The sequence below is a fragment of the Nocardiopsis sp. CNR-923 genome, from assembly GCF_001942255.1.
GTDB lineage: Bacteria > Actinomycetota > Actinomycetes > Streptosporangiales > Streptosporangiaceae > Nocardiopsis.
Window position 1 is genome coordinate 1 of record NZ_MKKC01000112.1, and the last position, 23230, is coordinate 23230.

Here is a 23230-nt window from a genome sequence, read left to right on the forward strand (position 1 = left end):
CAACACTCCTGCGGAGGTGTACGCGGCCCATCAGGAGATGCGTCTGGCCGCGTGATGCGGACGGTTCAAAGCCTGTCCGGAAACAGCAGGGCCCCTCAAGGGCAGATGCGGACAGATCGCCCGTTCTGGCGCCCGGGTCGAAGGTTCTCCAAGATCTTCCGCCGATTCCCTTCGCTTCGGCCCCCACCCAAGCGATGGTCCACGCATGGCAACCATCAACCAGCGCAAACTGGCCGACGGGCGCATCCGGTACTGGGTGAAATGGCGGCTTGGCGGCACCCGTGACGGTGCACCCCAGTCCGAACCGTTCGACGTCCACGCCGACGCCTACACCTTCAAGCTCCACGTCGAGGCCGCAGGGCACCTGTGGCCGGGGAACTGGATCCCCCGCAAGGGCTGGGCCGAGGGGTGGGTCCCCGGCCACGGGTGGGTCAAGACCGACGAGGGGGACAGCGATGAACCGGTGCTGTTCGCCGACTTCGCCCGCGAGCTGATCGACTCCATGTCCGGGATCGACGAACGCACCCGCGCCGACTACCACCGCGACCTCAACCGCCACCTGCTCCCCCACTTCGGAAGGTGAACCTGCGCGACACGTCCCAGCTCACACCCAAGGACGTCCGGGCCTGGGTCAACCACCTCCAGACCGGGATCCCCGACCCCCGGACCCCGATCAACCCCAACAACGGCAACGGCAGCAAGAAGGGCGCCAAACGCGGGCAGAAGAACGGCTGGCTACGCCCACCGCTCGCCCCGAAATCGATCCAGAACCTGCACGCGCTGCTGTTCACCATCTGCGAGGCCGGCGTCCGCGAGGACCCGCCACTACGCCACTCCAACCCCGCCGCCCGCACCCGCCTACCCCGCGTAGACGACGGCGGGGGCGACCGGGAGATGTGTTTCCTGACCCGTGAGGAGTTCGAGATCCTGCGCGATGCCGCCCACGCCGATGTGCGGGACATGCTGGAGGTGTTCGTGCGCACCGGCTTGCGCTACAGCGAACTGGTCGCCCTCCAGGTCCGCGACATCACCATCACCCGAGCGGTCGGAGCCGACGGCCCGGCCACCGTGCGCGGGTACCTGGACGTGCGGCGGGCGTGGAAGCGCCAGAGCGACAACACCTTCAAGCTCGGCCCGCCCAAGACCCGCAACTCCCGCAGGCGGGTCCCGCTCTCACCCGGCACCATCGACCTCATCCAGGCACGACTGGTGGGCAAGGACGCCGAGGACTTCGTGTTCACCACCGCCACGGGTGCGTGGTGGCGGCACTCCTCCTTCTACTCACGGCGCTGGGTCCCCGCGGTGAAGAAGGCGCGGGAGAGGGGCTTGGCCAAGAAGCCGCGCATCCACGACCTGCGCCACACCCACGTGGCCTGGTTGATCGACAAGGACGTGCACGTGTTCAAGATCCAGCGCAGGCTCGGGCACAAGTCGATCACCACCACCATGGACCGCTACGGCCACCTGGTCACCGACATCGACGACGCCATCATCGAGGCCATCGACGGCCCACCCACCACTCCCGCGCCCCACCTGGATCCGGACGGGGGGAAGCGCCTACGGCTCATCTCCTGACCGAGAGGTCGGAATCCAGGAGGCCGGTGGGGCGGGCGTTCACCCACCCCACCGGCCCGCTGCTCCTTCTCCCTATCTCTTGTACGGGCGCCTTGGAAGGTTCGCCGTGCGGGAGCGACCTGGTGAGCGGCTCGTTCTACGATCTGCTCCAGGTCTGCGGTGGTGAAGCGGACGTGTTTGCCGAGCCTGCGGTGCGGCACCCTCCGCAGCCGGACCCGCTCACGCAGCCACGACTCCGGTACCGCCAGCACCCGCGCCGCCTGCGGGATCGTCAACAACCGCTCCGGCACCCCGTCTTCGTGGTCGCCGTCAGGCCGCTCGTCCCCGATCATCAACACCTCCCTCATTGTCGTCCCGGCGGGCGGTGCGGAACTGGCGTCGCTCGTCCTCCGACGCGCCACCCCACACCCCGTACAACTCGCCGCGCTGCATCGCCTCGGCCAGACAGTTGATCCGCACCGGACACACCCGGCACACCCGCTTGGCCGCACGCACCGACCCACCCTGGGGCGGAAACCACACGTCCGGGTCCATCCCCCAACACGCGGCACGCGCCTGCCAGCCCCCGTCGCGCGGGTCGGGGCGTGCAGGGCCACCAAACCGCCCGTCCGCCCCCACCACACCGCCCCCGCCCCTGGGCGCGGGCGCGGTGTCCCCGCCGCCACGTGGCCCACCAGCCGCCGCTGCCGATTCGCGTCCCCCATGTCCGCCCTTTCATGATCCATCCGGATCCGTCGTCGCTTCCCCTCTGACGACCTCCTATGAAGACGGCCCCACCGCAGATGCGACACCCGACCCGCGAGCACGAGGTGGCGGTCACGCGCGCCGCCGGTGCTCGCCCGGCGAGGCGCGGAGCAGTTCGCGGCAGCCAAGAAAAAGCGGCGCGAGAAGAAAAGGCGCGCCGCCATGACTCTCGCCTGGCTGCGCGATCTTGGCTGCATCGACCCTCGCCATGGAGATGCTCCACAAAAGGATTAATTGGTGGGCAAGAAAGGGTAGAAGAGGGCGGGTGAGTGGGGATGGTGAGACCGTCGTGGGGTGGGTGTGCGGGGGCGGTCACGCCTCCGCACACCCCGGGCGCCGCGCGCCCTACGTGAAGAGGACTACCCACTTGGGTATACAGCCGGGGCTGCCGGTGGACCACCCCACAGCCCGCCCGACCTGCACTGAACACACCACCGAGAGTGGTCCACCCAAGGCCGGAGCAGCAGACGGAGGCCAAGACGGACGCGGTAACGGCCCACTTACCGGCCCAGTCACAGGCGGAGTCACAGGCCCGCCAATGGAGTACCCCCACCACGGCCACAACCACCTATCAAGGCTTCACCGGACCCCACCAACCATCCACTCTCTCTTCTCACCGCCATCGAACTCAGGTCCGCTTTTCCCGGCGGCCACAAACGGGAATCCCCGCCCCTCTACCAGGACGATGAATTGCCTTTCTCCTCGCAGGGATAAGCATTGGGAATATCACACAGCTCCACCCGGTCGCGGCAGTGAGCCAGCCGCCAGATCGGCGCGCCCGCCCCTTCCACCGCCAGGCGGTGGTGGGTGGTCAGGTACACCCCCACCGTGCCGGTGCAGGCGGAGGCAAGCTTGCGCGCCGCGTTGTCCTCGCGCTTGTCGGAGTGGACTATGAACAGCACGATCGAGGGCAGCTTGCTGGTCTGGGCCAGGAGCGCATACCCCGACATCTTCCTCTTGAGCTGGGTGAGGGGTTCGGTGCCGGTGTCGTACTCCACGAAAGCGTCCAGGACCACCTCGCCCTCCTCCCAACGGACAAGGGCGTCCGGGCGGATGTAGCGGCCCCACCTCTCCTTGCACTCGCGCTCCGACCTCCACCGGAGCAGATCAGCGCCCACCTCACGGGCGTCTTCGAGGAACAGGGCACGGGTCTCAGCCAGGCCAAGGATGTGGTCCAGGCGGGGCGAGTGAGCCAACGCCAGGGCCCGGTCGGAGCGAAAGTTCAGCTCCTCGGGATCCTTGTCCTGGTACAGGGCGACCAGCACCGCTCCGGTGGGGGACAGGATCCAGTGGTCGGGGGCGTTGCGGTCGTGGGCGTGGCGGCGGAACCGATTGAGCAGCCCGTACCGGTACAGAGACAACAGCCGGGAGCGGGCCCGTCGGGGTCCGGCGTCGGGGAAGTAGATGCGGTGCAGGTGGTGGGTGGTCATCACCTGGTGCTCCCACAACCCGACCAGGATCTGCCGGTCCCGGTCGGTGATCCGGGGAGCCAACCTCGACAGTGTCTGCTCGTACTCGTTCACGCGCACCCTCCAAGGGGTCGTCGCCCTTCTTCGGCTTACGTCCTCATAGGGAGACAAGGCCAGGCACGGATGCGACACCGAGGGTGGCTACGACGGTTGCGATTGGCCCCACCAGGACGGCTTGAACCGGCCCCACCCCGGTTCCGACCGGGAAGGTAAGAAGACTGTGACGGTCTGAAGTGGCCCCAGGTCAGGGCTTGTGATGAGACGCTAGATGTGATCCACCAGGCCGGGGAGACTTCGAGTGTCTTTGACCAAAGAAGAGCTATTCCGCCGTATCCGTCACGACTCGTGGCGGGAGGGACTGTCGATCCGAGCGCTCTCCCGCAAGTACGGGGTCCACCGCCGACTGGTCCGCGAAGCCCTCTCCTCCCCCGCGCCCACACCCCGCCGCGTACCCGACCGCGACTCCCCGAGAATGGGCCCGTTCACCAAGACCGTCGACGAGTGGCTACGCGCTGACCTGGAAGCACCACCCAAACAACGCCACACCGCCAAACGGATCGCCACCCGCCTGGAACACGAGCTCAACGCCCCCATCCCCTACCCCACCGTGCGCGACTACGTCCGCAAGCGCAGACCCCAGATCGAAGCAGAGCGCAACGCCCCCATCGACGGTTCATCATCCGCCACAACCGGCCCGGAGCCGACGCCGAGGTCGACTTCGGCGAGGTCTGGGCGAGAGTGGACGGGCAGATGACCAAGTGCCACCTGTTCGCGTTCCGCCTGGCCTACTCCGGCAAGGCGGTGCACCGGATCTCGGCTTCGTGCGGCCAGCAGGCGTTCCTGGAGGGCCACGTCCACGCCTTCTCCATGCTCGGCGGCATCCCCGCCGGCCAGGTGCGCTACGACAACCTCTCCCCGGCCGTGTCCCGCGTGGTGTTCAAGAGCCGCTCACGCCAGGAGAACCCCAGATGGGAGGCGTTTCGAACCCACTACGGATTCACACCGTTCTACTGCGAGCCCGGCCTGCGGGGCGCTCATGAAAAGGGCGGGGCCGAGGGGCAGGTCGGCTACTTCCGCCGCAACTACCTCACCCCCGTCCCGGAGGCGCGCTGCCTGGCCGAGCTCAACACCCGACTCCTGGACTTCGAGCGGGCCGAGGACGACCGCCGGATCGGCCACCGGATCCGCACGATCGGCCAGGACTTCGCCCGCGAGGCCGACCTGCTGCTGCCCCTGCCCGAGGACCCCTTCGAGACCGGGCTGACCCTCCACCCGCGAGTGGACCGCTACGCGATGATCACGGTGAAGATGTGCCGGTACTCGGTCCCGGCCCGCCTGATCGGACGCAAGGTCCGCACGGTGCTGCGGACCGAGGAGCTCATCGTCTACGACGGCCGCAACGAGGTGGTCCGCCACCCGCGTTCGACCAGCCGGGGAGCCGAGCGCATCGTGCTCGACCACTACCTGGAGGTGCTGCTGCGCAAACCGGGCGCGCTGGCCGGGTCCGAGGCACTGGACCAGGCCCGCCGCCAGGGCGTGTTCACCACCGCCCACGAGGCGTTATGGGCCGCGGCCAAGCAGCAGACGGGCGAGGTCGAGGGCACCCGCGCGTTGGTGGAGGTTCTGCTGCTGCACCGCCACCTGCACCACGACGACGTGACCGAGGGCATCCGCAGATCCTTGGAGGTCGGTGCCCTGACCTGCGACGTCATCGCCTTGGAAGCCCGCAAGGCGGCCGAGGGGCACGGAAGGTCCCCCACCATCTCGGTCGAGGCGGTCCTGCCCGATCCGCCCCGCACCCCGGAGCCCTCGCCGGTCACGAGCCTGGAAGCACACCGGCGCACCCGTCTTCCCGACGACACCCGGCCGCCGCCTCGCCTGGAGAGCTGGGACGAGCTGTTGCACCGCTCTCGGAAGGAGCCCTGATGCCACGCCGACCCCACACGCTGACCGAACCGGCCGCCGATGCCGCGATCGACACCGCCTGCCGGGCGCTGCGGCTGCCCACCATGCGCGCCCAGTTCAGTGACCTCGCCGAACGAGCCGAACGCGATCACCTGTCCTACCGCGGGTTCCTGGCGGAGCTGTTGATGGCCGAGTGCGAGGACCGTGACCGTCGGCGTTCGGAGCGGCAGATCCGGGCGGCGAAGTTCCCCCGGGAGAAGTGGTTGCGCGACTTCGACTACGAGGCCAACCCGAACGTGACTCCGGCGGTGGTCAACAACCTGGCCACCTGCGACTGGATCCGCCGGGGCGAGCCGTTGTGCCTGATCGGGGACTCCGGAACCGGCAAGTCCCACCTTCTGATCGCGTTGGGGACCGCCGCGGCGATGGCCGGGTTCCGGGTCCGCTACACGTTGGCGGCCAAACTCGTCAACGAGCTGGTCGAAGCCGCTGACGACAAGTAGCTGACCAAGACGATCGCCCGATACGGGCGGGTCGACCTGATCTGCATTGATGAGCTCGGTTATCTCGAGCTCGACCGGCGCGGGGCCGAGATGCTGTTCCAGGTGCTGACCGAGCGCGAGGAGAAGAACAGCGTCGCGATCGCGTCCAACGAGTCGTTCGGCGGGTGGACCAAGACCTTCACCGACCCGCGGTTGTGTGCCGCGATCATCGATCGGCTGACCTTCAACGGGACCATCATCGAGACCGGCACCGAGTCCTATCGGCTGTCGCACACCAAGGCTCGGCAGGGCCTCAGCTCGGTGAAGTAACGCGGGTTCGTGGGGCCATTTCCGCTCGTCTCCCGGGGCCACTTCAGGACGTCATGACGGCCTGAAATGGCTCCACGGGTGGGGCCGGTTCAAGCCGTCCTGGTGGGGCCAAACGCAACCGTCGTAGCCACGAGGGGCCGAGTTCTCACCTCAAGGCCCCTGCACGCAGGCGTTCTCGCGATGACGCCCACCCATGAAGTAGGTGGGTGGTGCCGCTGGAAGCGACACCACCCTCATCCTGATACGAACCGCTCAGCCAACCGTGTTGAGATAGGTCCGGACCACCGCGGCGAGATCGGCCAGGTCGTCCGACGCCCGCTGCGGCGGAGCGGCCAACAGATCCCCCTCAGGAACGCGGGGACAGGGAACCTGCGCCCAAATCTGGGGTGGCGGGGGCATGTAGGGGCGCACGAGCGCACCCCACTCCTCCTCGGGGTCGAACTCGGGCACCGAGTCGACCTCTTCGACGTGGTAGCCGCGCTCCCAGTACGCAGCCACCTCTTCGACCGACGCCACCCGCCTCGGAGAGGTGCTCGGTTCGGACACGGCTGCCGGCACGGCCGGAGCAGGCGGCCGAGCGCCTTCAGGTACCGGAGAGGTCGCGGCCCTCTCCCGCTTGGGTGGGTCGGGGACGAACACGAACGTCAGCATCGCGGCCAACGTCGCGGTGGTAAGGGCCCAGAGCTGGCCCGCGAGGGTTCGCTGCCGCCTGCGATGGCGGCCGGTAGTGTGTTGCACGGTCATCCTCCTGCGTGCTCAGGTGGTTGATCACGCCCCGACTCGGTGCCGCTAACACCGATCGGGGCATCTTCGTGTGTGCCGCTGGGGCGGGTGTCATTGGTCCCGGGGTCACACGCCCCGGAACTGCGCTTCCTACCCACGCCGCACAAAGGGAAGAAAGTTCCCAATACCAACGAAAACGCTGCCGCTTTCGTGGGGGTGGTTGATGGTGGCTTGGGTGAACGAGGTTCTTCAACACCTGTGGCTCGGAAACATCACCGGACCCAGAATCACCACGGCAGACGAGTGCGCCCGGAACGGTCGAAAGCGGCACGAACCGTCAACGGCCCGCCCCGCTCGCCGGTGAAGTCCCAGTACAGGGCCAGGGCGTCCACCAGCGCCAACCCGTACCCGCCTTCCACCACAAGGGCTCCGGCTCCCCTCTTCGCCGGACCGGCCGCGGTGACGACTTCGGGCACGGTGACCTTCGCCTCCGGCCGAGGACCGTCGTCGGTGACGCGAAGCAGGAACAGGCAGCGGCGCCGCTCGATCTCGATCCGCACCCGGCCACCCGGAAGCCCCGAAGCGGTGTGCCTCAGCGCGTTGGCGTGTAGTTCGGCCAGCGACACGACCAAGGGTTGGGCCACCGAAGGCGTCGCCCTGATGGCGTGCGTGGCCCATCGGCGCGCGGTCCGCACGTGCTCGAGGTCGGACCCGCACACCAGGCCGCTCACGTCCGGGTTTGTGTGAGGGATACGCCTGGGCAGATCGATCGTCGGCTGGACTGAAGCCATGGTTTTCCACCGGATCCTTTCGCTGTCGCCTTGGCCACCGTGGGAGAGCCCGCGCGAAAAGGATGTGGCCAGGACGATGGCCCGGTGAAGGCTGCACGGAGAGTTCCCGAATCTTCCACGGGCCTCTGGAATTCTGTGGAATCCCCCACCGAGGGTGACTCTTTGTGGTCACATGGCCTCATGCACACAGACGAACGCGCCCTCAAGGCCTTCGGACGGGAACTGCGCAGGCTACGGGTGGAAGCCGAGCTCACCCAGCAGGCCCTGGCCCGGCGGGTCAGCCAGCGCGGCACCACGATCAGCGACTCGCACGTGTCCGACATCGAGAACGGCCGGGCGATGGCCCGTCCGTGGCTACGGAAGCTCCTGGACGAGATCCTGGAGAGCGACGGCAGGCTGGAGCAGCTCTGGGAAGAGCTGACGGGCTCCGGACGCCAGGTGTGGCTGCACGAGGTCACCAAGCGCACCCACGCCGCCGACGCCCTGCTCGAATACCAGCCCCTGGTGTTCCCCTCATACCTGCAGACAGAGAAGTACGCCCACGCGCTCATCCGCTACGGATCCCCCTGGCTGTCCGGGCGAGAGGTCCGAGCACTCGCCAAGGAGCGCCGAGAACGCGCGGAGCGTATGGCCAAGGCCGAACTCCCCTCGCTCTGGTTGATCATCGACCAGAGCGTGCTGGCCCGCCGCTACGGTTCCCCGGGGATCCAACGGGAACAGCTCGCCCACGTCGCTAGCCTTGTGGACGGCGACCGGTTGACCGTACAGATGGTGCCGACGAACTCTCCCCGTCACGCGGGGAACTCAGGTCCCAGGCGCATCATCACGACCGCCGACGAACCGGAAATGGTCTACATGGAATCCGCCGAAGAAGGCCGAATCATCACCGACTCCGCTGGTATCTTTCGTAGCCGCTTGCTGTTCACAGCCCTCCAGGGAGCAGCCCGCGACCCGCAGGAGACCTTGCAGGCCATCCGCGACGAGATGAGGAAGATCGACGATGAGTGACTGGCACAAGAGCAGCTACAGCGGCGGGTCGAACGAGTGCGTCCAGGTCCGTGAGCACAGCGCCGGAGCGGACGTGCGCGACACCCAGAACCGGGAGTCGGGGCACCTGTCCTTCAACGGTTCCGAGTGGCGCGCCTTCGTCACCATGCTCCACTCCGCCAGCAAGTAGGCGCCTACGAGACGGCCTCGCCGTTCTCCAGGTAGACCGTGATGCCTTCCGCACGGGCGCGTGTGCCGTGGGTGATCCTGCGCGCGAGCCGGGGGATCGTCACCTCCGCAATCGAGGCCACGTCGTGGAACTCGTACCCGGTCAGCTCGGCTGGGTCGAGGACGATCTGGTCCAGCCAGTCCTGGTCGAGCACTCCCCCGTCGAAGAGAAGAGCTGTTTGTCGCCTTCGGAGGGGTTGGGTGCCCAGTCGACAACGAGGAGTCGTCCGATCGGCGGAGTGATCCCCAGCTCCTCCTTCACCTCACGCGCGGCGGCCTGGGTCGGGGTCTCCCCGTGCTCGATGTAGCCGCCGGGGATGTCCAGGTAGTCCTTGTAGGAGGGGACCACCATCATCCCCCGGCCGAGGTGATCGAAGAACAGGGCGCCAGCGGCGACCCGAGGGCGGGCGAAGGATTCCGTGGGATCAGAGGCCATGTCCCGAGACTAGAGGCGCTCGAGTCCGGCCACGGCACCCAAACCGCATGCGACGTTCTGGCAGGGGGCATAGGCCGTCCTGAGCGTGAATACGAAACTCACTTCTCCTATCAGCTGGACCAAGAGCAGCGTTGCCCCTACTTACCGGCGGGCTTGGATGAGGGCGTGGGTGCCATTGGTACGCCAGTCCTGGCCGCTTCCCTCAAGTCCGGCCAGCGTCTCCTCGCGCAGGCCAGTGATGACGTCGGACTTCAGGGTGCGCAGAGCGGCGACCGGCCCGGGAAAGTATGCCGTGACGTCTTGGAAAGGGATCGTGGGTTCCCAGAGCTGGTCGCCCACCAGGCGGCGGTAGTTGAGGTCGCCCTTGAAAATGTTCAGGTCGCCGTCGGAGAGCTCCGCGCGGAGGTCTTCGGGCATGTTCCGGTACGGCAGTGGCGCGCAGAAGAAGGGGTGGGCATCCACGATGAGCTGGCCTGTGCTCATGGCCTGCCACAGGCGCTGACCGATGTCACCGGCTCGGCCCGGAGCGTGGAGCAGGCGCCGAAGGCAGTCGATCACGTCCGCTGTCGTGGCGTCGGAGACGTAGTAGGGGTAGGGCTTGACGTGCAGCGTGACGGTGCTGGCGTGGCGGTGTCGGAGCAGATGGTCGATGAGGACCAGGTCCGGGATGAGTTCGCGGCCCGCGTTGTCCGCGACCACGTTGACGGTGACCGGTTCGTCGGTGGTCAGGAGTGACCAAAGTAGGGAGCTGTCGTCGGCGACCAGGTGGGAGACTGCGGCGCTGTGCGCTGCGTTTCCGGCGGAGATGCGGAAGCCGAGGTCGGCGCGGTTGCCCCAGAGCGAGGCGTGCAGCAGCGCTTCGGCCTGTTCCTGCTCCGGCCGTACAGCCAGGTCGTCAAGGGCTTCCAGCTCCTCGGCCAGTTCCTCGCTGCGCAGCTCGGCCTGTTTGAAGGGGGTGAAGGGGTCCACTCCTCGCCAGGGGCCGGGGGTGAAGTATCCGACGGCTTCGAGGAGCTTGCGGTAGAAGTAGCTCTCGGCCCACAGGAACGAGGCATCAAACCACGACCGTCCGAAGTACTCACGTCCCCAGGCAGCCCAGGTCCTGTGGTCGTGAGCGGTTTCTGGAAGCGGCTCGATGACACCTTCGGTGATCTCTTCCAGCAGGAGGTCGAGGGCTTGGTGCTGTTCGGGAGCGTAGGGGAAGGCATCGCGAACCTGCTGAATCAGGGCTGGGTGGCGCTTGGCGAGGACACCCCACGCGAACGTTCCGGGGGTGTCGCCCGTGATCACCGTAGCGTTGGTCTCGCTGGTGCTCTCAGATGCTTCCACTGCCATCTCTCCTCGGCTTCTCGTGTACCGCTCGTCAGTTCCTGATCTTCAATGCCACGACGCCAGCCGCACTACCGACGAGCACCTGGTCCTTCACGCCGTCATACGCCGCGCAGTGCAGTGAGGCGTCGACGCGGACCTCAGCGATCTGCCGCTGCTCGCTGAGTGACCACAGCCGCACGGTCCCATCGGCGGCGGCCGATACCAGCTGATCCTCATGGCTGGCGAAGCCGAGCATGAGGATGCGGCCGGTGTGTCCGGACAGGTGGGCGGTGAACCGGTCAGCGCGGAGGTCGCGTACAGAGATCTCGCCGGTGCCTGCCCCGACGACGACCCGGGTCCCCTTGCTGTCGAGGGTGACCGAGCGAGCCCACCCGCTGGGATTGGTGAAGCGACTCCTGAATTCCCCATCGGGCGCCTGCCAGACGCGGACGGAGCCGTCGCCGCCGCATGCGGCCAGTACCTCACCGCTGTCGTCGAAAGCGATCGAGCGCAGACGGCCGGCTCGGACGCTTGAGACCAGAGCAGCGTGCCGTTGGGAAGGTCCCAGCAGCGGATGTGTCCATCGCCCGTGCTCGCGGCCAGTCGTGGCGTGGACCTGGCCATGGCCACCGCCCAGGTGCGGGTGACGTCCCGGTTCAGGGTGAGCTCCCAGCTCGCGTCCTCCAAGGCCCAGGCTTTGATCGTGCCGTTGCCGCACGCCGCCGCGATGTACTCATCGCCCCCGGCCAGAGACCACACCCGTCCGTGGGCTGCTGAAAGCTTGCGGCGGAGTGCGCACGTCTCCGCGTCGAGGAGTTCGATGGAACCCGCACCATCGCCAGCCGCCGCGATACGGCCTCCGGCGGCGAACTGCGTGGACCATACGGTGTTCGAGCCCACGCCCAGCGTCTCGAACCCACTGCGACCAGCGGCATTCCACAAACGGATACCACCGTCTTCACATCCTGCGACTACGGTGCCGTCGTTCGCGCAGGCGACTGATCGTACCCAGTCAACCCCGGGAGGCAGCCGCACATCGCCAGCCGTCCCATTCGAAGTGACTGCCTGGATTCTCGGTTCCTCTGTCGCGGCGAGAATGACGTCGGCCCGCGCGGAAAGGGCGACGGCACGCACTCGCGCGTTGAGGTCCGAAATTTGGCGTATGGGCGTCAGGCGACGTTCGCTGGTGTTCCAGACGTGCACGGAGCGATCGCCGGAGCCGGATGCCAGTACGGAAGACTGTGGAGCGAATGCGACTGAGCGCACCCAGTCCCGGTGCGCGGCGTGCTCATCCAGCAGGTTGCCGCTGCCCAAGTCGTAGAGTCGGACGAACTCGTCCTCGCCCGCCGCGGCGATGGCGGGCTCGGCATCGCTTCCGACTGCGACGGACCAGATCGGAGTCCCGGCTGTCTGCATCTTGCGTACGAGCACCAGACGCTCGACATCCCAGGCACAGATGGCTCCGTCTTCGGCGCCGGAAACGAGGAAGGCCCCGGAGGGTGAGAAGGCGAGGCTGCGGATTCGTCTGCTGTGGCCCGTCAGGGCACCGACCGGTTCGCCGGTATCGGTCCGCCACAGTCGGATTACCGCGTCGTCTCCGGCTGACGCGACAATCAGCCCGTCTGGGGAGAGTGCGGTGGCGAAGACCCAGCCGGTGTGTCCGTGGTGGGCGCGAAGCAGTCTGCGGGTGTCGAAATCCCACAGCCGGACGACTCCGTCCTCCCCGCCCGAGGCTACGAGGCGATTGGCGGTGGAAACGCTCACCACGGCCCCGACGTGTCCGCCCGGTTCCTCTGGCCGCTGCTCAACGTCGGGATGGCGCAGCCACTGGGCCTGGAGGGTGGTTCCGGAGCGGGCCAGGTTATCCAACGCCCTGGAGGCGGAGGGGAGCGGCGATCGCTTCAAGGCGATGGCGAGGGTCGCGGCGATGTCAGCGGGGTTGGCCAGCCTGCTCAGGAGGTACCCGGCCTCGGCCATCATGCGGGCTGTCATCCAGACATGGTGCTGGGGATGCGAGTCCTCGTGCTGACGAGGGAGTGAATCCAGCACGGCCGCGTCCGCTGTCAGCGCCTGGTGCCCGACTCGATTCACCTTGTGCACGATGTACTCAGGGGAGGCGAGCAGGCTGACCAGCTCTGTGTCCAAGTCGGCTTCGTGAAGGTGGTACGGAAGGTTTCGCCATAGGTAGGTGTGAGCGCTGTTCAACGTCTCCCACTGGCCATCGGTGGTCTGCCGGTAGGTATCGATCAAGGATCGGTGGAGTGCGGCCCAGTCTTCTCCGATCGTGTGCCGCAGGTAGGAACGGAAGACATCGTGGAGGATGACCGAGTCACGATCGGCGAGGTAGGCGCTGAGGAGTGACCTGTCGGCCAGGAGCCGACAGAACTGCCGCACGACGTGGGGAGGCCACCCGCAGGCGTTGTGCCACCAGTGCGTGAGGACCGACACCGGAATGGGCGCTGCGGGTGGGAAGACGGCGAGCGAGAGGTAGCGGTCCTTGAGGTCGGAGCGACCAGCGATGACGACGCTTTCATCGAGGCTGCGCAGACTCGACGCGATCGCTTGTCCGATCGCGTTCTTCCGCTGATCCGAGTCCCAGACGTCGAATGCTTGGGGACCGTGGGTGCGGAGGGTCTCGCTTGCTTCCAAGGCGATGCGGTCTACTGGTGCTCCGGCGGTGACGTCCTGCGAGATGTTGGAGCCGACGATGGCGGCCAGCAGCGGCCATCCACCGCACCCGTGAGCCAGTTGCGCCGCTTCCTGCTGGTCAAGGGTTGCGACGTTGCGGGTGAGCAGTTCTCTTATTTCGGTGGAAGTCATAGGCCCAAGGCGGACGACACGGGCCGCAGAAGGACACACGCGGATGTTGCGGGTGGTGACGAGCCGGACGCATTCCTCTCCTCCCAAGAGGAATGGGCCGAGATCGGCGGCGGACCAGACGTTGTCGATGACCAGGAGTGCTCGGCGCCCCTGAAGAAGTCGGGCAAGGTGGAAACCTGCCTGCTCTGGGTCGGCGAGTGCTGGTCGGCTGCCGCCCAGGTGCACACAGAGATCGGAGATGAGCTCGACCACCCTGGCGGGGGTACATCCCTGACCGGTCTCCACCCACAAGAGCTCCGGAAAGAGCTCTTGGACGCGTGGGTCGTGGGACACCTGGGTTGCCAGCGTGGTCTTCCCGAAGCCGCCCGGACCGCAGACCGCTGCCGTGGCGATGCCCTCGGCCGTCGACGCCTCCCGCAGTACGGAGACGAGTCCTTCGAAGTCGTTTGGCCTGTGCACCAAGCCGGGCTCCGGAATGGGTATCGGGAAGTAACTGTCCGGTGTGGCCGTGGGAGCGGGCTTCGGCTCACCGACAGCGTCCCAGAACCGCTGCTGAACTTCTGGGCCGCTGCGTTCCAGAGCCGTATCCAACAGCGCTTGAGAGTCCGGTACGAGTTCGATCTTTCCGCCTCGGGATTCCCAGTTGGACACCGTCCGATCGCTGACGCCGAGGTAGGAGGCGAAGCCACGCACGCTTTTGCGCATCGCCCGTCGCAGTGCGCACGCCTCCCTTCCGGTCCAGCGCTGCACTGAGCCCACCGAAACTCCTTCGACCGACACCAACGACGTTAATAGCGTAGAGCGCTTCGACTGGTGCTGAATGCCTGTCGCTGCGACAGGCATTCAGCGCGACTTCAACACCTGTGGCAGAGAATCGTGCGATGGCCGCATTCCCGCTCATGGCACGCGTGAGCGACGGCGGTTCCGCAGGGTTGCAGCGGCGTGACAGCCCGCTTGACGCTGATTACAGGCAGTCTGCTGCCACACGGAGCACAACGGCTCCGTACCGATCGAAGAGAGGCAGGACATGCCGACTGCTCGTCGCAGCAAGACCGACCACCTCATCTACGCCGACGTCGTGGACTCCAAGAGCAAGGCCGGGGTCTGGATGGGAGAGCGCGAGTCCTTCCAGGAGCAGCAGAGCAGGATTCTCGAAGCCGTCAAGGACAAGCTCGACTGGGTGGCTGTCGAGGGCGCCATCATGGCGATCAGCACTGAGCCCGCCGGGATCGCCGTCATCGCTCCCAACCCCACCCTGCCCGGCGTGATCGTCCTGGCGGATGGCGGTTCGCCCGCCGCCTCGGCCGAACTCCAAGCCACGTACGAGAAGACCATCCGCGAGGCCATGGCCGAACTGGGCATCAGCGAAGAGGAAACGGCCTGACACCATGACCTCTTCTTCCCAGCTCCTGTGGGGGAAGTACGTCCAGTATGACCGGGGCGGGGAGTCCGTGCTCCTCGACCCGGTCGGTCTGGACAGCGTGTACCTCGACCGTAGGGAGGTCGCTGATCTCTCCGCGGTTCCCCCGACCGCGACTCATGACGCCCTCGCCGGGCTTGGCTTCACCCCGGACGGACCGCCGACCGACCGGCGTGAAGCCCTTCGTACCCGCCTCCACGACCTGGGCCTGGCCCCGACACCCAGCCGGATCAGCGGTTTGCGCATCGTGCTCACCGACCGCTGCAACATGGCGTGCACGTACTGCTTCGTCGACACCAACACCGGCAAGCCGGACATGACACACGAGGAGCTCGCAGAGGGGTTGACGTACCTCTTCGAACAGAACGCCGGGCAGCGGGAGGTCTCGATCCAGTGGTTCGGTGGTGAGCCGACGATTCGGTTCGACCTCATGCGCTACGGCGATGTGCTGGCTGACGAGCTTGGGTCACGGTACGACGTCGAGCGGATCCGCCGCACCGTCGTCACCAACGGAGCCCGCCTCACGGACGAGATGCTTGAGCACTTCGTCCGGTACCAGTACGGCATCGGCATCTCGGTCGACGGCCCGCCGGCCATCAACGCCGTCAACCGCAGGCTTCTCGGCGGTCAATCCGCCGACGGCCGTATCGGCGCCAACGTAGGGCGCCTGTTGGAGGCCGATGGCCTCTACGTGGGATGCAACCTCACACCGACGGCGGCCAACATCGGTCAGCTCGGCGAGACGGTCTCGTGGATCATCGAGGAACTCGGGCTGAAGTTCATCTACGTCAACACCCCGATCCCCTCCGGAGGGCGCTGGCGCGTCAAGGGACGCGACCTCGCTCGCGAACTCTACGAAGCCCGGCTTACCGCGCTCGGCAAGGGCGGCATGCTCTTCTCCGTCCTCGACCGTGCCTTCCAGGCTCTCGACACCCGGCGCCCGATGCTCTTCGACCACATGCAGGGTGACCGAAGCCTCAACGCTGCCCTGCTGCCCGATAGCAGGATCAGCCTGTGTGACATCAACTTCACCGAGCGCAGCTTCATCCACACGCTCGATGAGTTGCGCGCTGGCCCGGAGCTGTTGGGCGGCGTCGCCAAGGAGGTCGCCCCATACGAGAAATGCGGCGACTGTCCGGCGCTGGCCATCTGCGGCGGTCCGTCACGGAATGAGCAGGCCCTGGTGGGAGCGGACGCGCCTGATGAGGAGATGTGCGCCTTCTACACCGGGACGGTCGAGATCGCGGTCTGGGACAACACGGGGGTGCAATGAGCACCCCACGGTTCCGGACCGCGCTCGTCTCCACCGCCGGGCACTGCGCCGTCGCGTGCGGATTCTGCTTCCGGGCCGATCGGGCCCACGGATTCCTGGACGTCGCGACGTACACCCGTTCCCTGTCCCGCCTCAGGGAGATCGGCATCGAGAGCATCTGCCTCACGGGCGGTGAGCCGACGCATCACCCCGAGCTCCGCCAACTGATCCGCCTCGCCCACCAGTTCGGCCTGCCCGTCTCCGTGGTGACCTCGGCCCGTACTGAAGCCGAGGTCACCGCCCTCGCCGATGTCGCACACCTCGTGGAGAACGTGACCGTCTCCGCGGACTCGCGTGGCGCGATGAAGCTGGGCCGGACCAAGCGTTGCTTAGGGTCGGGAATCAGTACCCTGCTGAAAACCAACGCCCCCGCAAGCGTCCTGCACGTCAGCTACTGGAACCTCACCGATGACGAATGCGGTGAGCTGGCGCGGCTCGTGGCGGAGGCGGACACAGAGCTCCAGTTCAGCCCGGTCTTGCTTGACGAACACGCGATCCAGCGAGCCCGGATGACCGTAGCTGGCTACGAGGCACGCCAACGACTCGACGCGGCCGTACTCGAGCGCCACTTCGCACTCGGGGATGGCTTTCGCGACTACCTCGCCCATCTGCGGTCCATGCGACGCTCTCCAGGATGCCGGCACCTCTGCCGCTCGCGAGCGCTGTACGTCTCCGCTGAGGGCCAGCTGAGGCGCTGCCCGTACAGCGAAGTCGGCGTGAGCACCCACGAACCCCGATCTGGCGTCAAGGAGTTCCTCGTCCGGCCGACCACCGACCGGGTCACCACAGACTGCGCTGCCATCTGCCGTCCCTGACACCCTGCGAGGTCATTCGTGCAGACACCCGTAACGACATCCGAAGAGTTCGTCGCCCGCTGGCGGACACCACCGAACTTCCCTGTCGCGGCCTCTCTGATCCCCTTCGACTTCCAGTTCCCGAAGGCCGTCGACGTCCTCGACCACATCAGACGCGACAACGAGGTGTGCTACACCGTCCTCGATCCGGACGACTGGCAGGTCCGCCTGGACCGCACCGCGGCCTTCCGCAGCGCACCGCTGGAGGATCTCCTGACCTGGCGTTTCCGGCTGGTGCACTTCAACCTGAGCCGCTTCTACAAGGACTTCCTGGAGGGCTTCCAGGACGACGTCATGACCCCGTGGCGCACGTTTCTTTCGGCACAGGGCTTCACCTGGCAGCGGTGCGCTCCGCTGCTGTTCATCTCCAGCCAGGGTGCCGCTTCGACCTACCACAACGACAACTCTCACGGACTGGTGTGGCAGGTCGAGGGTGTGAAGACGTTCCACAGCTACGTCGACCCTGACCGAGTCCTCACGGCGGAGGACGCCGTCATCGGCAAGACCACAGCCGAAGAACCGCCCGCCCACGACGATGCCGAGCGTCTCTCCATCCGCATGGAGCCGGGAGACATGCTGTGGAGCCACGCCCTCACCCCGCACTGGGTCACCAGTGAGACACCGCTCAGCATGAGCATCAACCTCTCCCACGGCGCCCTGTGCCACCACGGCGTCTACGCCGAACGTGAAGTGGCCCTGCGCCGCTACTGGGATGACCATCCCGCCGAAGCCTGGCTCCACGACCTGCGCAACACCCGCTACTGACGGGAACCGGGGTGGTCCTGCCACGACGGGCAGGACCACCCTCAGGCGCGTCTCTACGGCGTCAGTCGGTTGGGGCCACGGAAGAGGAAGCTGGCCTCGCGGATGGAGTCCAGACCGAGCAGCACCATCAGGACACGGCTGAGGCCCATACCGAGACCGCCGTGCGGCGGGCAGCCGTACCGGAAGGTGTTCAGGTAGTCCTGCATGGGCCCGGTGTTCATGTCCTTCTCGGCGGCCTGCTTGAGCAGGACGTCGTACCGGTGCTCACGCTGGGCACCCGTGGTGATCTCCAACCCCTTCCACAACAGGTCGAAGCTGCACGTGAGGTCGGGCCGTCCGACCGGACGCATGTGGTAGAAGGGCCGGATACTGGCCGGGTAGTCAGTGACGAAGACGAACTCATGCCCCGTCTCTCGCTGGATGTGGGCGGCGATCCCGCGTTCCCCCTCCGGGTCCAGGTCCTCCTTGCCGCCTTCGGGGTCCCAGCCCCCGGCGCGGAGGATGTCCTGGGCTTCGGCCATGGTGATTCTCGGGAACGGCGCGACGGGACCGTCACGTCGACGCCGAACGCTTCCTGGATCGCCTCACCGTGGGCGTCGGCGACCTTGGCCAGCGCGTGCGCGAGCATCCGCTCCTCGAAGGCCATGACGTCTTCGACGTCCGAGATCCAGGCCAGCTCGACGTCCACGCCGGTGAACTCGGTCGCGTGCCGGGAGGTGAAGGAAGGTTCGGCACGGAAGACAGGACCGATCTCGAAGACCTTGTCGATACCGGCCGCGATCGCCATCTGCTTGAAGAACTGCGGTGACTGGGCCAGATAGGCATCTCGGTCGAAGTAGCCGAGCTTGAACACCTCGGCGCCGGACTCCGAGGCGGTGCCCATCAGCTTGGGGGTGTGCATCTCGGTGCACCCCTGCGCGTAGGCGTACTCGCGCATGCCCTGCTCGAGGGTGGTCTGCACAGCGAAGAGCAACTGAGCGGGGAAACGGCGACGCACGTCCAGGAAGCGCCAGTCCAGACGCTGCTCGAGCCCGGTGTGCTCGTCGATGGGCAGAGGGGTCTCGGCCAGGTTCAGGATCTCGACGGACTCGGGGATGATCTCCAGTCCACCGAGCTTGACGATGGGGTTGTCGACCACGCGGCCGGTGATGCGGACGGCTGACTCCGTGGTCAGACGCTCCAACTCCGCCTCGACAACGTCACCAGCGCCACCTCGCTTGTGCGTGACCTGGGCCATGCCCGTGTGGTCCCTCACGACCACGAACTGGATCTTGCTCTGCAGGCGAAGGGTGTTCACCCATCCTGAGATCGAAACAGACTCTCCGACGTGTTCTCGCAGGTCAGCGACCAGTACACGGCTCGTCGGGTGGATCACAGCAGTCCTCCAAAGGACCTCGTCATGATCCCTTGGGAGTGCGGGCGAGAAGGGCAACTCGCGGTGCCACCGCACTTTCGTCGCTCGGGCAGCGACCTCGTTCGGGCCCTGTGACGGGGGCCATCCGGCGGGGCATGGGGCCACAGAGGGCCGTTCCTCCCCGCGCTCGGGAGGGTCTTCACCCGGGGCGCGAGACTGCCTTCCCAGCTACCGGCAGTTCTCTCGGCTCACGTGGTCCCGCGGCTACTCGTCTCCGTCAACGCGTTGCGAGAAAGCATAGGAGGCCAGAAGCAGCCCGCGCAACGAGGAAAGCCATGACCACTGAAAAACAGGATATGGCACAGATTCTGTGGTTCGGCATCGTTGGCCACCATGCCGTGGACACGCCCCTTGCCCAAGGCGAACTCGTCCACCCCGATCACGCGAAGCTTCTCATCTTCTGCGCTGTGCCCTCGCCACGAGCCAGTCCACCGAAACCCCGATCGCCTCGTCCTCCCGCTCGGTGGAATCGAAACCGTGGTCGGACCCCTGCACCGTGTGGAAGTCCGCGTCGGCCCGGGCGAAGGCAGCGGCCCTGGCGATGTCGTAGGACACGTAGCTGCCCTGGTCACCGTGGACCACGAGCGAGGGAACGCGGGATGACGTGTAGGCGCTGAGGGGGTCGTACAGGCTGAACTCGCGCCACATGATCGGGCTGATGGGAAACTCACCGTCGATCAACAACTGGCCGTTGGCGCCCGACTCCCGCTGTTGGTCAGGACCGAAGTTCTCCACTCCCCAGGGGAGCTCTGGGTTGAGGAAGGTGTGCTTCAGGTCGAGTACGGGGTTCCACAGGACGAGGGAGTCGATCCGGTCACCGAGTACAGGAAGCAGGAGTGAAGAGGATACGGCCCCGAAGCTCGCGGACAGAACGGAGAGCGGTTCGGGCCAAGCGTTCAGAGCGTGCTCGATGACTGACTGGAGGTCAAGCATCTCGCCAGCGATGGTCACACCGCGGGGCGTCCCACCGCTCTTGCCGTGCCCACGGTAGGAGAACCGAACGACGTTTAACCCCCTGTCGGACAGGACCTCGGCCAGGCGGACGAACATGCCGCCCTCGTCCTTGTCGACGGTGATGCCGTGAGCCTGGACAACGGTGCCCCTCGAGCGGTCCCCTTTGGAAGGGTGCAGGACCGCATCGAGCGGGACGCCGTCGGCGCTGACTACGTCGAGGGTGCGCATGAGCTGGACTCCCTGAGCAGGGGGTTGGGGCGGACTCCTCCTCCAAAGAGCTGGTGCAAACGTTCTGCCCGGAGCGATGCGAACTCGGACGAGAACCGGCCCCTGGACCAGACAACGCCGAAAGGGTACTGGCCAACAGGCACTACGGACAGAACGAGAGCGAAGCTGGCCTCCGCTGGCGGTCCCGCACCAAACGTCCCAGCATGTGCTCAGCCAAATGGCACACCAATTGACCACCATCGTCCACCAGGTCCACACTGAGGAACGCCCATGATCGTCACACCCCTTCACCCCGAACGGATCGGCGAAGTCCTGCACCTCATGGAGCTCGGCGAGCCGTACATCTCCGCGCGCACCCTGTCCGACTACTGGCTCTACGCCACTCTGTTCTCCTCCACCTGCCCCATCGCCGTCGCCGACGACGGCACCATCGCCGGAGCGGTGATGGCTTCCGCAGCCAGGACGACCCGGCGGACGTCTACGTGCAAGACGTCATGACCCACCCGCGACACCGGCGCCAGGGGATCACACGAGCGCTCCTGAACAGCGTGCGCTCCCAGGCCGAGGTGTGGGGGTGCCGACGTCTGTACCTCACCTCGGAGCCCGACAACGACGTGGCGCACGCCAGTTGGACTGCGCTTGGTTTCGTCAACGTCCCCGGTGACCGGGAGGTCAACGGTGTCTCGGTCATCAGCGATTTCAAGGGACCGGGGCGTCATCGCGCCGTGTACCAGTTGAGCCTGGACTGAACGTCGCGCGGTGGCGGGTCCTTCCGCCCCGCGTGTCGACGGCGCTTGGAACCCCCACGACGGAGGAGCGTATCCACCATGGGCAGGACCGAGTACTACCACGACCCCGCCGCGCCCAAGGCCAATACCCTGATTCCCGCGAGCAACCTGCTGGTGGTCAACGAGCAGGGCGCCATCCTCCTCCAGCGTAGGAGGGACACCGGCCAGTGGGCGCTGCCCGGCGGCGCCCAGGACATCGGTGAGTCCGCCGCTCAGTGCGCGGTTCGTGAATGCGCAGAGGAGACGGGTGTCCTCGCCGAGGTGATCGGCTTCCTCGGCGTGTACTCCAACCCGGCCCACATCGTCGCCTACACCGACGGTGAGATCCGTCAGCAGTTCGAGGCGGCCTACATCGGCACACCCGTCGGGGGAAAGCCGACCGTCAACGACGAGGCGGACGGCGTCGAGTGGGTCCTCCCCAGCGAGTTGGACCGGTACGACGTCCATCCGAGCATGCGCCAGCAGATCGGCGACTACCTGACCGGCGGCTACCCCTACCTGGGCTGAGTCCCGGTCAGCGCCGGTTGAGGGCAGCGAGTCGACCTTCGACCCGGCGAACGGCGGCCTCCAACCCCGGCCGCGCCTGGGTGATGGAATCGAAGACCACCGTTCCCGGTCCGTACCGGACCAGGATCTCGCCCAACCGGGTATCGACGTCGACCGCCTCCCCGATGGGGGAACTCGTCAGGTCCGCATACCACAGCGCGTCGGTGACCTCGGAGTCCTCGAAGCAGAACTCCTCCAGTTCGGCACGCAGCCCACGCCGTTGTGCTTCGACGAGGGCCGCGGTGTGGTGGGCGACCAAGCACACGAGCCGCTCTTCCACACCTTGGTCCTGGAGCCAGCGGGCACCGTCGAGGGGGTGGAACCCGGTGTGCGCGAGGGCGGGGGCGTACCCGATGTCGTGCAGCGACGCGGCGGCAACCTGGGGTGCCCCGAGGTTTCCGGACAGAGATCCAATACGATGATCCTGTAAGGAAACGAGGGGAAAATTGGGCAGGGCAAGCAAATACTCACCGGAGTTCCGGGAAGAGGCAGTCCGGCTGGCGATCGACTCACAGCGGCCGGTCACCCATGTCGCAGAAGAACTCGGCGTCAACTCCGAAACGCTGCGCAGTTGGATCAAACGCCATCATGAAAGATACCCCCAGGCGTCGCCAGACCTCAGCCTGGACGAGCGGGCACGCCTGAAGGAACTCGAACGCCTCAACCGAGAGAAGGACATGGAGATCGAGTTCCTGAAAAATGTGCGGCGTACTTCGCGAAGGATCGTCCGTAAGCGACAAATACGAGTTCATCGAGACCACACGGCTCGATGGCTCCGCGAAGTACGCCTTCACCGTGGACTTCATGTGCTCACGCCTCCAGGTGTCCAAGTCCGGGTACTACGAATGGAGATCCCGCCCGGAATCAGCGACCGCCGAGCACCGGGAACGCCTGAAACTCCTCATCCGCAAAGCGTTCGACCGCTCCGAGGAGACCTATGGCTACCGCAGGGTCCATGCCCAGCTCCAGCGCTGGGACGCCCAGGCCAGCCCCGAGCTGGTGCGCCTGCTCATGCGTCAGATGGGCCTGCAGCCCTGCCAACCGCGGCCCGCGAGGAGGTGCCTGACCGACGCCGACAGCAGCGGTGACATCCCCGACCTGATCCAACGCGACTTCACCGCGCCCCAGCCCGGCACGAAACTCGTCGG

22 protein-coding genes and 7 pseudogenes are annotated in these 23230 nt (G+C 66.6%); 15 read left to right on the top strand and 14 right to left on the bottom strand.

Annotated elements, in window-relative coordinates; genetic code table 11:
- The first annotated feature begins 205 nt into the window (after positions 1-205).
- Both BJF83_RS29725 and BJF83_RS20330 read left to right on the top strand, forming a co-directional pair.
- Positions 206-583 carry a hypothetical protein gene (locus BJF83_RS29725; protein ID WP_262391712.1) on the top strand — a complete coding sequence of 126 codons (378 nt, stop codon included), beginning with the start codon at positions 206-208 and terminating at the stop codon, positions 581-583.
- Entirely contained in the window at positions 580-1575 is a 996-nt protein-coding gene (locus BJF83_RS20330) for a site-specific integrase (protein ID WP_262391713.1), read from the top strand. Before BJF83_RS29725 ends, BJF83_RS20330 begins: the two co-directional genes overlap by 4 nt.
- A gap of 143 nt (positions 1576-1718) precedes the next feature.
- Here BJF83_RS20330 and BJF83_RS20335 read toward each other — a convergent pair.
- From BJF83_RS20335 to BJF83_RS20345, 4 genes and pseudogenes are all read right to left on the bottom strand, one after another.
- Positions 1719-1922 (bottom strand): annotated as a pseudogene (locus BJF83_RS20335) (helix-turn-helix domain-containing protein); the annotation flags it as partial.
- Positions 1885-2109, bottom strand: coding sequence for a WhiB family transcriptional regulator (locus BJF83_RS20340; RefSeq protein ID WP_394329365.1), 225 nt, complete (start codon positions 2107-2109; stop codon positions 1885-1887). The gene BJF83_RS20340 and the pseudogene BJF83_RS20335, both read right to left, overlap by 38 nt.
- Positions 2110-2391: 282 nt before the next feature.
- Positions 2392-2529: a hypothetical protein gene (locus BJF83_RS27635; protein WP_158070412.1), complete on the bottom strand. Its 138-nt coding sequence runs from the start codon at positions 2527-2529 to the stop codon at positions 2392-2394.
- 464 nt (positions 2530-2993) lie between these two features.
- On the bottom strand, positions 2994-3842 hold the full coding sequence (locus BJF83_RS20345) for a replication-relaxation family protein (protein ID WP_075927584.1): 849 nt from the start codon (positions 3840-3842) through the stop codon (positions 2994-2996).
- A gap of 250 nt (positions 3843-4092) precedes the next feature.
- Between BJF83_RS20345 and istA the strand changes: the two are divergent.
- Positions 4093-5714, top strand: a pseudogene (istA, locus tag BJF83_RS20350) (IS21 family transposase).
- A pseudogene (gene istB / locus BJF83_RS20355) lies at positions 5714-6505 on the top strand (IS21-like element helper ATPase IstB). Before istA ends, istB begins: the two co-directional pseudogenes overlap by 1 nt.
- A 252-nt stretch (positions 6506-6757) precedes the next feature.
- Here the strand turns inward: istB and BJF83_RS29730 are convergent.
- Both BJF83_RS29730 and BJF83_RS20365 read right to left on the bottom strand, forming a co-directional pair.
- Positions 6758-7051, bottom strand: coding sequence for a hypothetical protein (locus BJF83_RS29730; protein WP_262391714.1), 294 nt, complete (start codon positions 7049-7051; stop codon positions 6758-6760).
- Positions 7052-7515: 464 nt separating this feature from the next.
- Positions 7516-8019 (bottom strand): ATP-binding protein, encoded by a 504-nt coding sequence (locus tag BJF83_RS20365; protein ID WP_075927574.1) that lies wholly within the window; start codon positions 8017-8019, stop codon positions 7516-7518.
- A 180-nt stretch (positions 8020-8199) separates the two neighbouring features.
- Between BJF83_RS20365 and BJF83_RS20370 the strand changes: the two genes are divergently transcribed.
- Together BJF83_RS20370 and BJF83_RS20375 are read left to right on the top strand one after the other, a co-directional pair.
- Positions 8200-9027 carry a helix-turn-helix transcriptional regulator gene (locus BJF83_RS20370; RefSeq protein ID WP_075927575.1) on the top strand — a complete coding sequence of 276 codons (828 nt, stop codon included), beginning with the start codon at positions 8200-8202 and terminating at the stop codon, positions 9025-9027.
- Positions 9020-9196, top strand: coding sequence for a DUF397 domain-containing protein (locus tag BJF83_RS20375; RefSeq protein ID WP_075927576.1), 177 nt, complete (start codon positions 9020-9022; stop codon positions 9194-9196). The genes BJF83_RS20370 and BJF83_RS20375 overlap by 8 nt, the downstream gene beginning before the upstream one ends.
- 4 nt (positions 9197-9200) lie before the next feature.
- Here the strand turns inward: BJF83_RS20375 and BJF83_RS30655 are convergent.
- The 4 genes and pseudogenes from BJF83_RS30655 to BJF83_RS20390 form a co-directional block, all read right to left on the bottom strand.
- Positions 9201-9670, bottom strand: a pseudogene (locus BJF83_RS30655) (NUDIX domain-containing protein).
- Between the two features lie 141 nt (positions 9671-9811).
- Entirely contained in the window at positions 9812-10999 is a 1188-nt protein-coding gene (locus tag BJF83_RS20385; RefSeq protein ID WP_262391715.1) for a damage-control phosphatase ARMT1 family protein, read from the bottom strand.
- Between the two features lie 34 nt (positions 11000-11033).
- Positions 11034-11699, bottom strand: a complete 666-nt coding sequence (locus BJF83_RS31250) for a hypothetical protein (protein ID WP_394329366.1) — start codon at positions 11697-11699, stop codon at positions 11034-11036.
- Positions 11700-11926: 227 nt separating this feature from the next.
- Positions 11927-14644 (bottom strand): annotated as a pseudogene (locus BJF83_RS20390) (NB-ARC domain-containing protein); the annotation flags it as partial.
- Between the two features lie 184 nt (positions 14645-14828).
- On the opposite strand from BJF83_RS20390, the gene BJF83_RS20395 reads away from it, so the two are divergent.
- Genes BJF83_RS20395 through BJF83_RS20410 form a run of 4 tightly spaced genes read left to right on the top strand, consistent with a single transcriptional unit; the run spans position 14829 to position 18152 of the window.
- Positions 14829-15185, top strand: coding sequence for a hypothetical protein (locus tag BJF83_RS20395; RefSeq protein WP_075927578.1), 357 nt, complete (start codon positions 14829-14831; stop codon positions 15183-15185).
- 4 nt (positions 15186-15189) lie between these two features.
- Positions 15190-16494: a radical SAM protein gene (locus tag BJF83_RS20400; RefSeq protein WP_262391717.1), complete on the top strand. Its 1305-nt coding sequence runs from the start codon at positions 15190-15192 to the stop codon at positions 16492-16494.
- Entirely contained in the window at positions 16491-17348 is an 858-nt protein-coding gene (locus BJF83_RS20405; RefSeq protein WP_075927579.1) for a radical SAM protein, read from the top strand. The genes BJF83_RS20400 and BJF83_RS20405 overlap by 4 nt, the downstream gene beginning before the upstream one ends.
- Positions 17349-17366: 18 nt before the next feature.
- Positions 17367-18152, top strand: a complete 786-nt coding sequence (locus BJF83_RS20410; RefSeq protein ID WP_075927580.1) for a hypothetical protein — start codon at positions 17367-17369, stop codon at positions 18150-18152.
- A 53-nt stretch (positions 18153-18205) separates the two neighbouring features.
- Here BJF83_RS20410 and BJF83_RS29735 read toward each other — a convergent pair whose 3' ends face one another.
- The 3 genes and pseudogenes from BJF83_RS29735 to BJF83_RS20420 form a co-directional block, all read right to left on the bottom strand.
- Entirely contained in the window at positions 18206-18673 is a 468-nt protein-coding gene (locus tag BJF83_RS29735; RefSeq protein ID WP_262391718.1) for an amino acid--tRNA ligase-related protein, read from the bottom strand.
- A 95-nt stretch (positions 18674-18768) separates the two neighbouring features.
- Positions 18769-19671: pseudogene (locus BJF83_RS29740) on the bottom strand (amino acid--tRNA ligase-related protein); the annotation flags it as partial.
- A gap of 288 nt (positions 19672-19959) precedes the next feature.
- Complete coding sequence (locus BJF83_RS20420) at positions 19960-20748, bottom strand: alpha/beta hydrolase (protein ID WP_075927581.1); 789 nt, start codon at positions 20746-20748, stop codon at positions 19960-19962.
- 270 nt (positions 20749-21018) lie between these two features.
- On the opposite strand from BJF83_RS20420, the gene BJF83_RS29745 reads away from it, so the two are divergent.
- From BJF83_RS29745 to BJF83_RS20430, 3 genes are all read left to right on the top strand, one after another.
- Entirely contained in the window at positions 21019-21246 is a 228-nt protein-coding gene (locus tag BJF83_RS29745) for a hypothetical protein (protein ID WP_262391719.1), read from the top strand.
- Complete coding sequence (locus tag BJF83_RS29750; RefSeq protein WP_262391720.1) at positions 21243-21497, top strand: N-acetyltransferase; 255 nt, start codon at positions 21243-21245, stop codon at positions 21495-21497. Before BJF83_RS29745 ends, BJF83_RS29750 begins: the two co-directional genes overlap by 4 nt.
- A 78-nt stretch (positions 21498-21575) precedes the next feature.
- The gene (locus BJF83_RS20430) at positions 21576-22043 is read left to right on the top strand and encodes an NUDIX hydrolase (protein WP_075927582.1); all 468 of its coding nucleotides are present in this window, start codon (positions 21576-21578) and stop codon (positions 22041-22043) included.
- A gap of 7 nt (positions 22044-22050) precedes the next feature.
- Here the strand turns inward: BJF83_RS20430 and BJF83_RS20435 are convergent, their stop codons facing one another.
- Positions 22051-22362, bottom strand: a complete 312-nt coding sequence (locus BJF83_RS20435) for a hypothetical protein (protein ID WP_262391721.1) — start codon at positions 22360-22362, stop codon at positions 22051-22053.
- Between the two features lie 166 nt (positions 22363-22528).
- Here BJF83_RS20435 and BJF83_RS31255 point away from each other — a divergent pair.
- Together BJF83_RS31255 and BJF83_RS29760 are read left to right on the top strand one after the other, a co-directional pair.
- Positions 22529-22687: pseudogene (locus BJF83_RS31255) on the top strand (transposase); the annotation flags it as partial.
- Positions 22688-22886: 199 nt separating this feature from the next.
- On the top strand, positions 22887-23230 hold a 344-nt coding region (locus tag BJF83_RS29760), incomplete at its 3' end, for an IS3 family transposase (protein WP_262391723.1).

Excerpts from the sequence above, each read along its gene's own strand:
- BJF83_RS20370 (WP_075927575.1), top strand. The coding sequence starts at position 8,200 with ATGCACACAGACGAACGCGCCCTCAAGGCCTTCGGACGGGAACTGCGC.
- BJF83_RS29735 (WP_262391718.1), bottom strand. The coding sequence starts at position 18,673 with ATGGCCGAAGCCCAGGACATCCTCCGCGCCGGGGGCTGGGACCCCGAA.
- BJF83_RS20375 (WP_075927576.1), top strand. The coding sequence starts at position 9,020 with ATGAGTGACTGGCACAAGAGCAGCTACAGCGGCGGGTCGAACGAGTGC.
- BJF83_RS27635 (WP_158070412.1), bottom strand. The coding sequence starts at position 2,529 with ATGGCGAGGGTCGATGCAGCCAAGATCGCGCAGCCAGGCGAGAGTCAT.
- BJF83_RS20430 (WP_075927582.1), top strand. The coding sequence starts at position 21,576 with ATGGGCAGGACCGAGTACTACCACGACCCCGCCGCGCCCAAGGCCAAT.
- BJF83_RS20340 (WP_394329365.1), bottom strand. The coding sequence starts at position 2,109 with ATGGACCCGGACGTGTGGTTTCCGCCCCAGGGTGGGTCGGTGCGTGCG.
- BJF83_RS29750 (WP_262391720.1), top strand. The coding sequence starts at position 21,243 with ATGACCCACCCGCGACACCGGCGCCAGGGGATCACACGAGCGCTCCTG.
- BJF83_RS20405 (WP_075927579.1), top strand. The coding sequence starts at position 16,491 with ATGAGCACCCCACGGTTCCGGACCGCGCTCGTCTCCACCGCCGGGCAC.
- BJF83_RS20420 (WP_075927581.1), bottom strand. The coding sequence starts at position 20,748 with ATGCGCACCCTCGACGTAGTCAGCGCCGACGGCGTCCCGCTCGATGCG.
- BJF83_RS29745 (WP_262391719.1), top strand. The coding sequence starts at position 21,019 with ATGATCGTCACACCCCTTCACCCCGAACGGATCGGCGAAGTCCTGCAC.
- BJF83_RS20365 (WP_075927574.1), bottom strand. The coding sequence starts at position 8,019 with ATGGCTTCAGTCCAGCCGACGATCGATCTGCCCAGGCGTATCCCTCAC.
- BJF83_RS20400 (WP_262391717.1), top strand. The coding sequence starts at position 15,190 with ATGACCTCTTCTTCCCAGCTCCTGTGGGGGAAGTACGTCCAGTATGAC.
- BJF83_RS29725 (WP_262391712.1), top strand. The coding sequence starts at position 206 with ATGGCAACCATCAACCAGCGCAAACTGGCCGACGGGCGCATCCGGTAC.
- BJF83_RS20395 (WP_075927578.1), top strand. The coding sequence starts at position 14,829 with ATGCCGACTGCTCGTCGCAGCAAGACCGACCACCTCATCTACGCCGAC.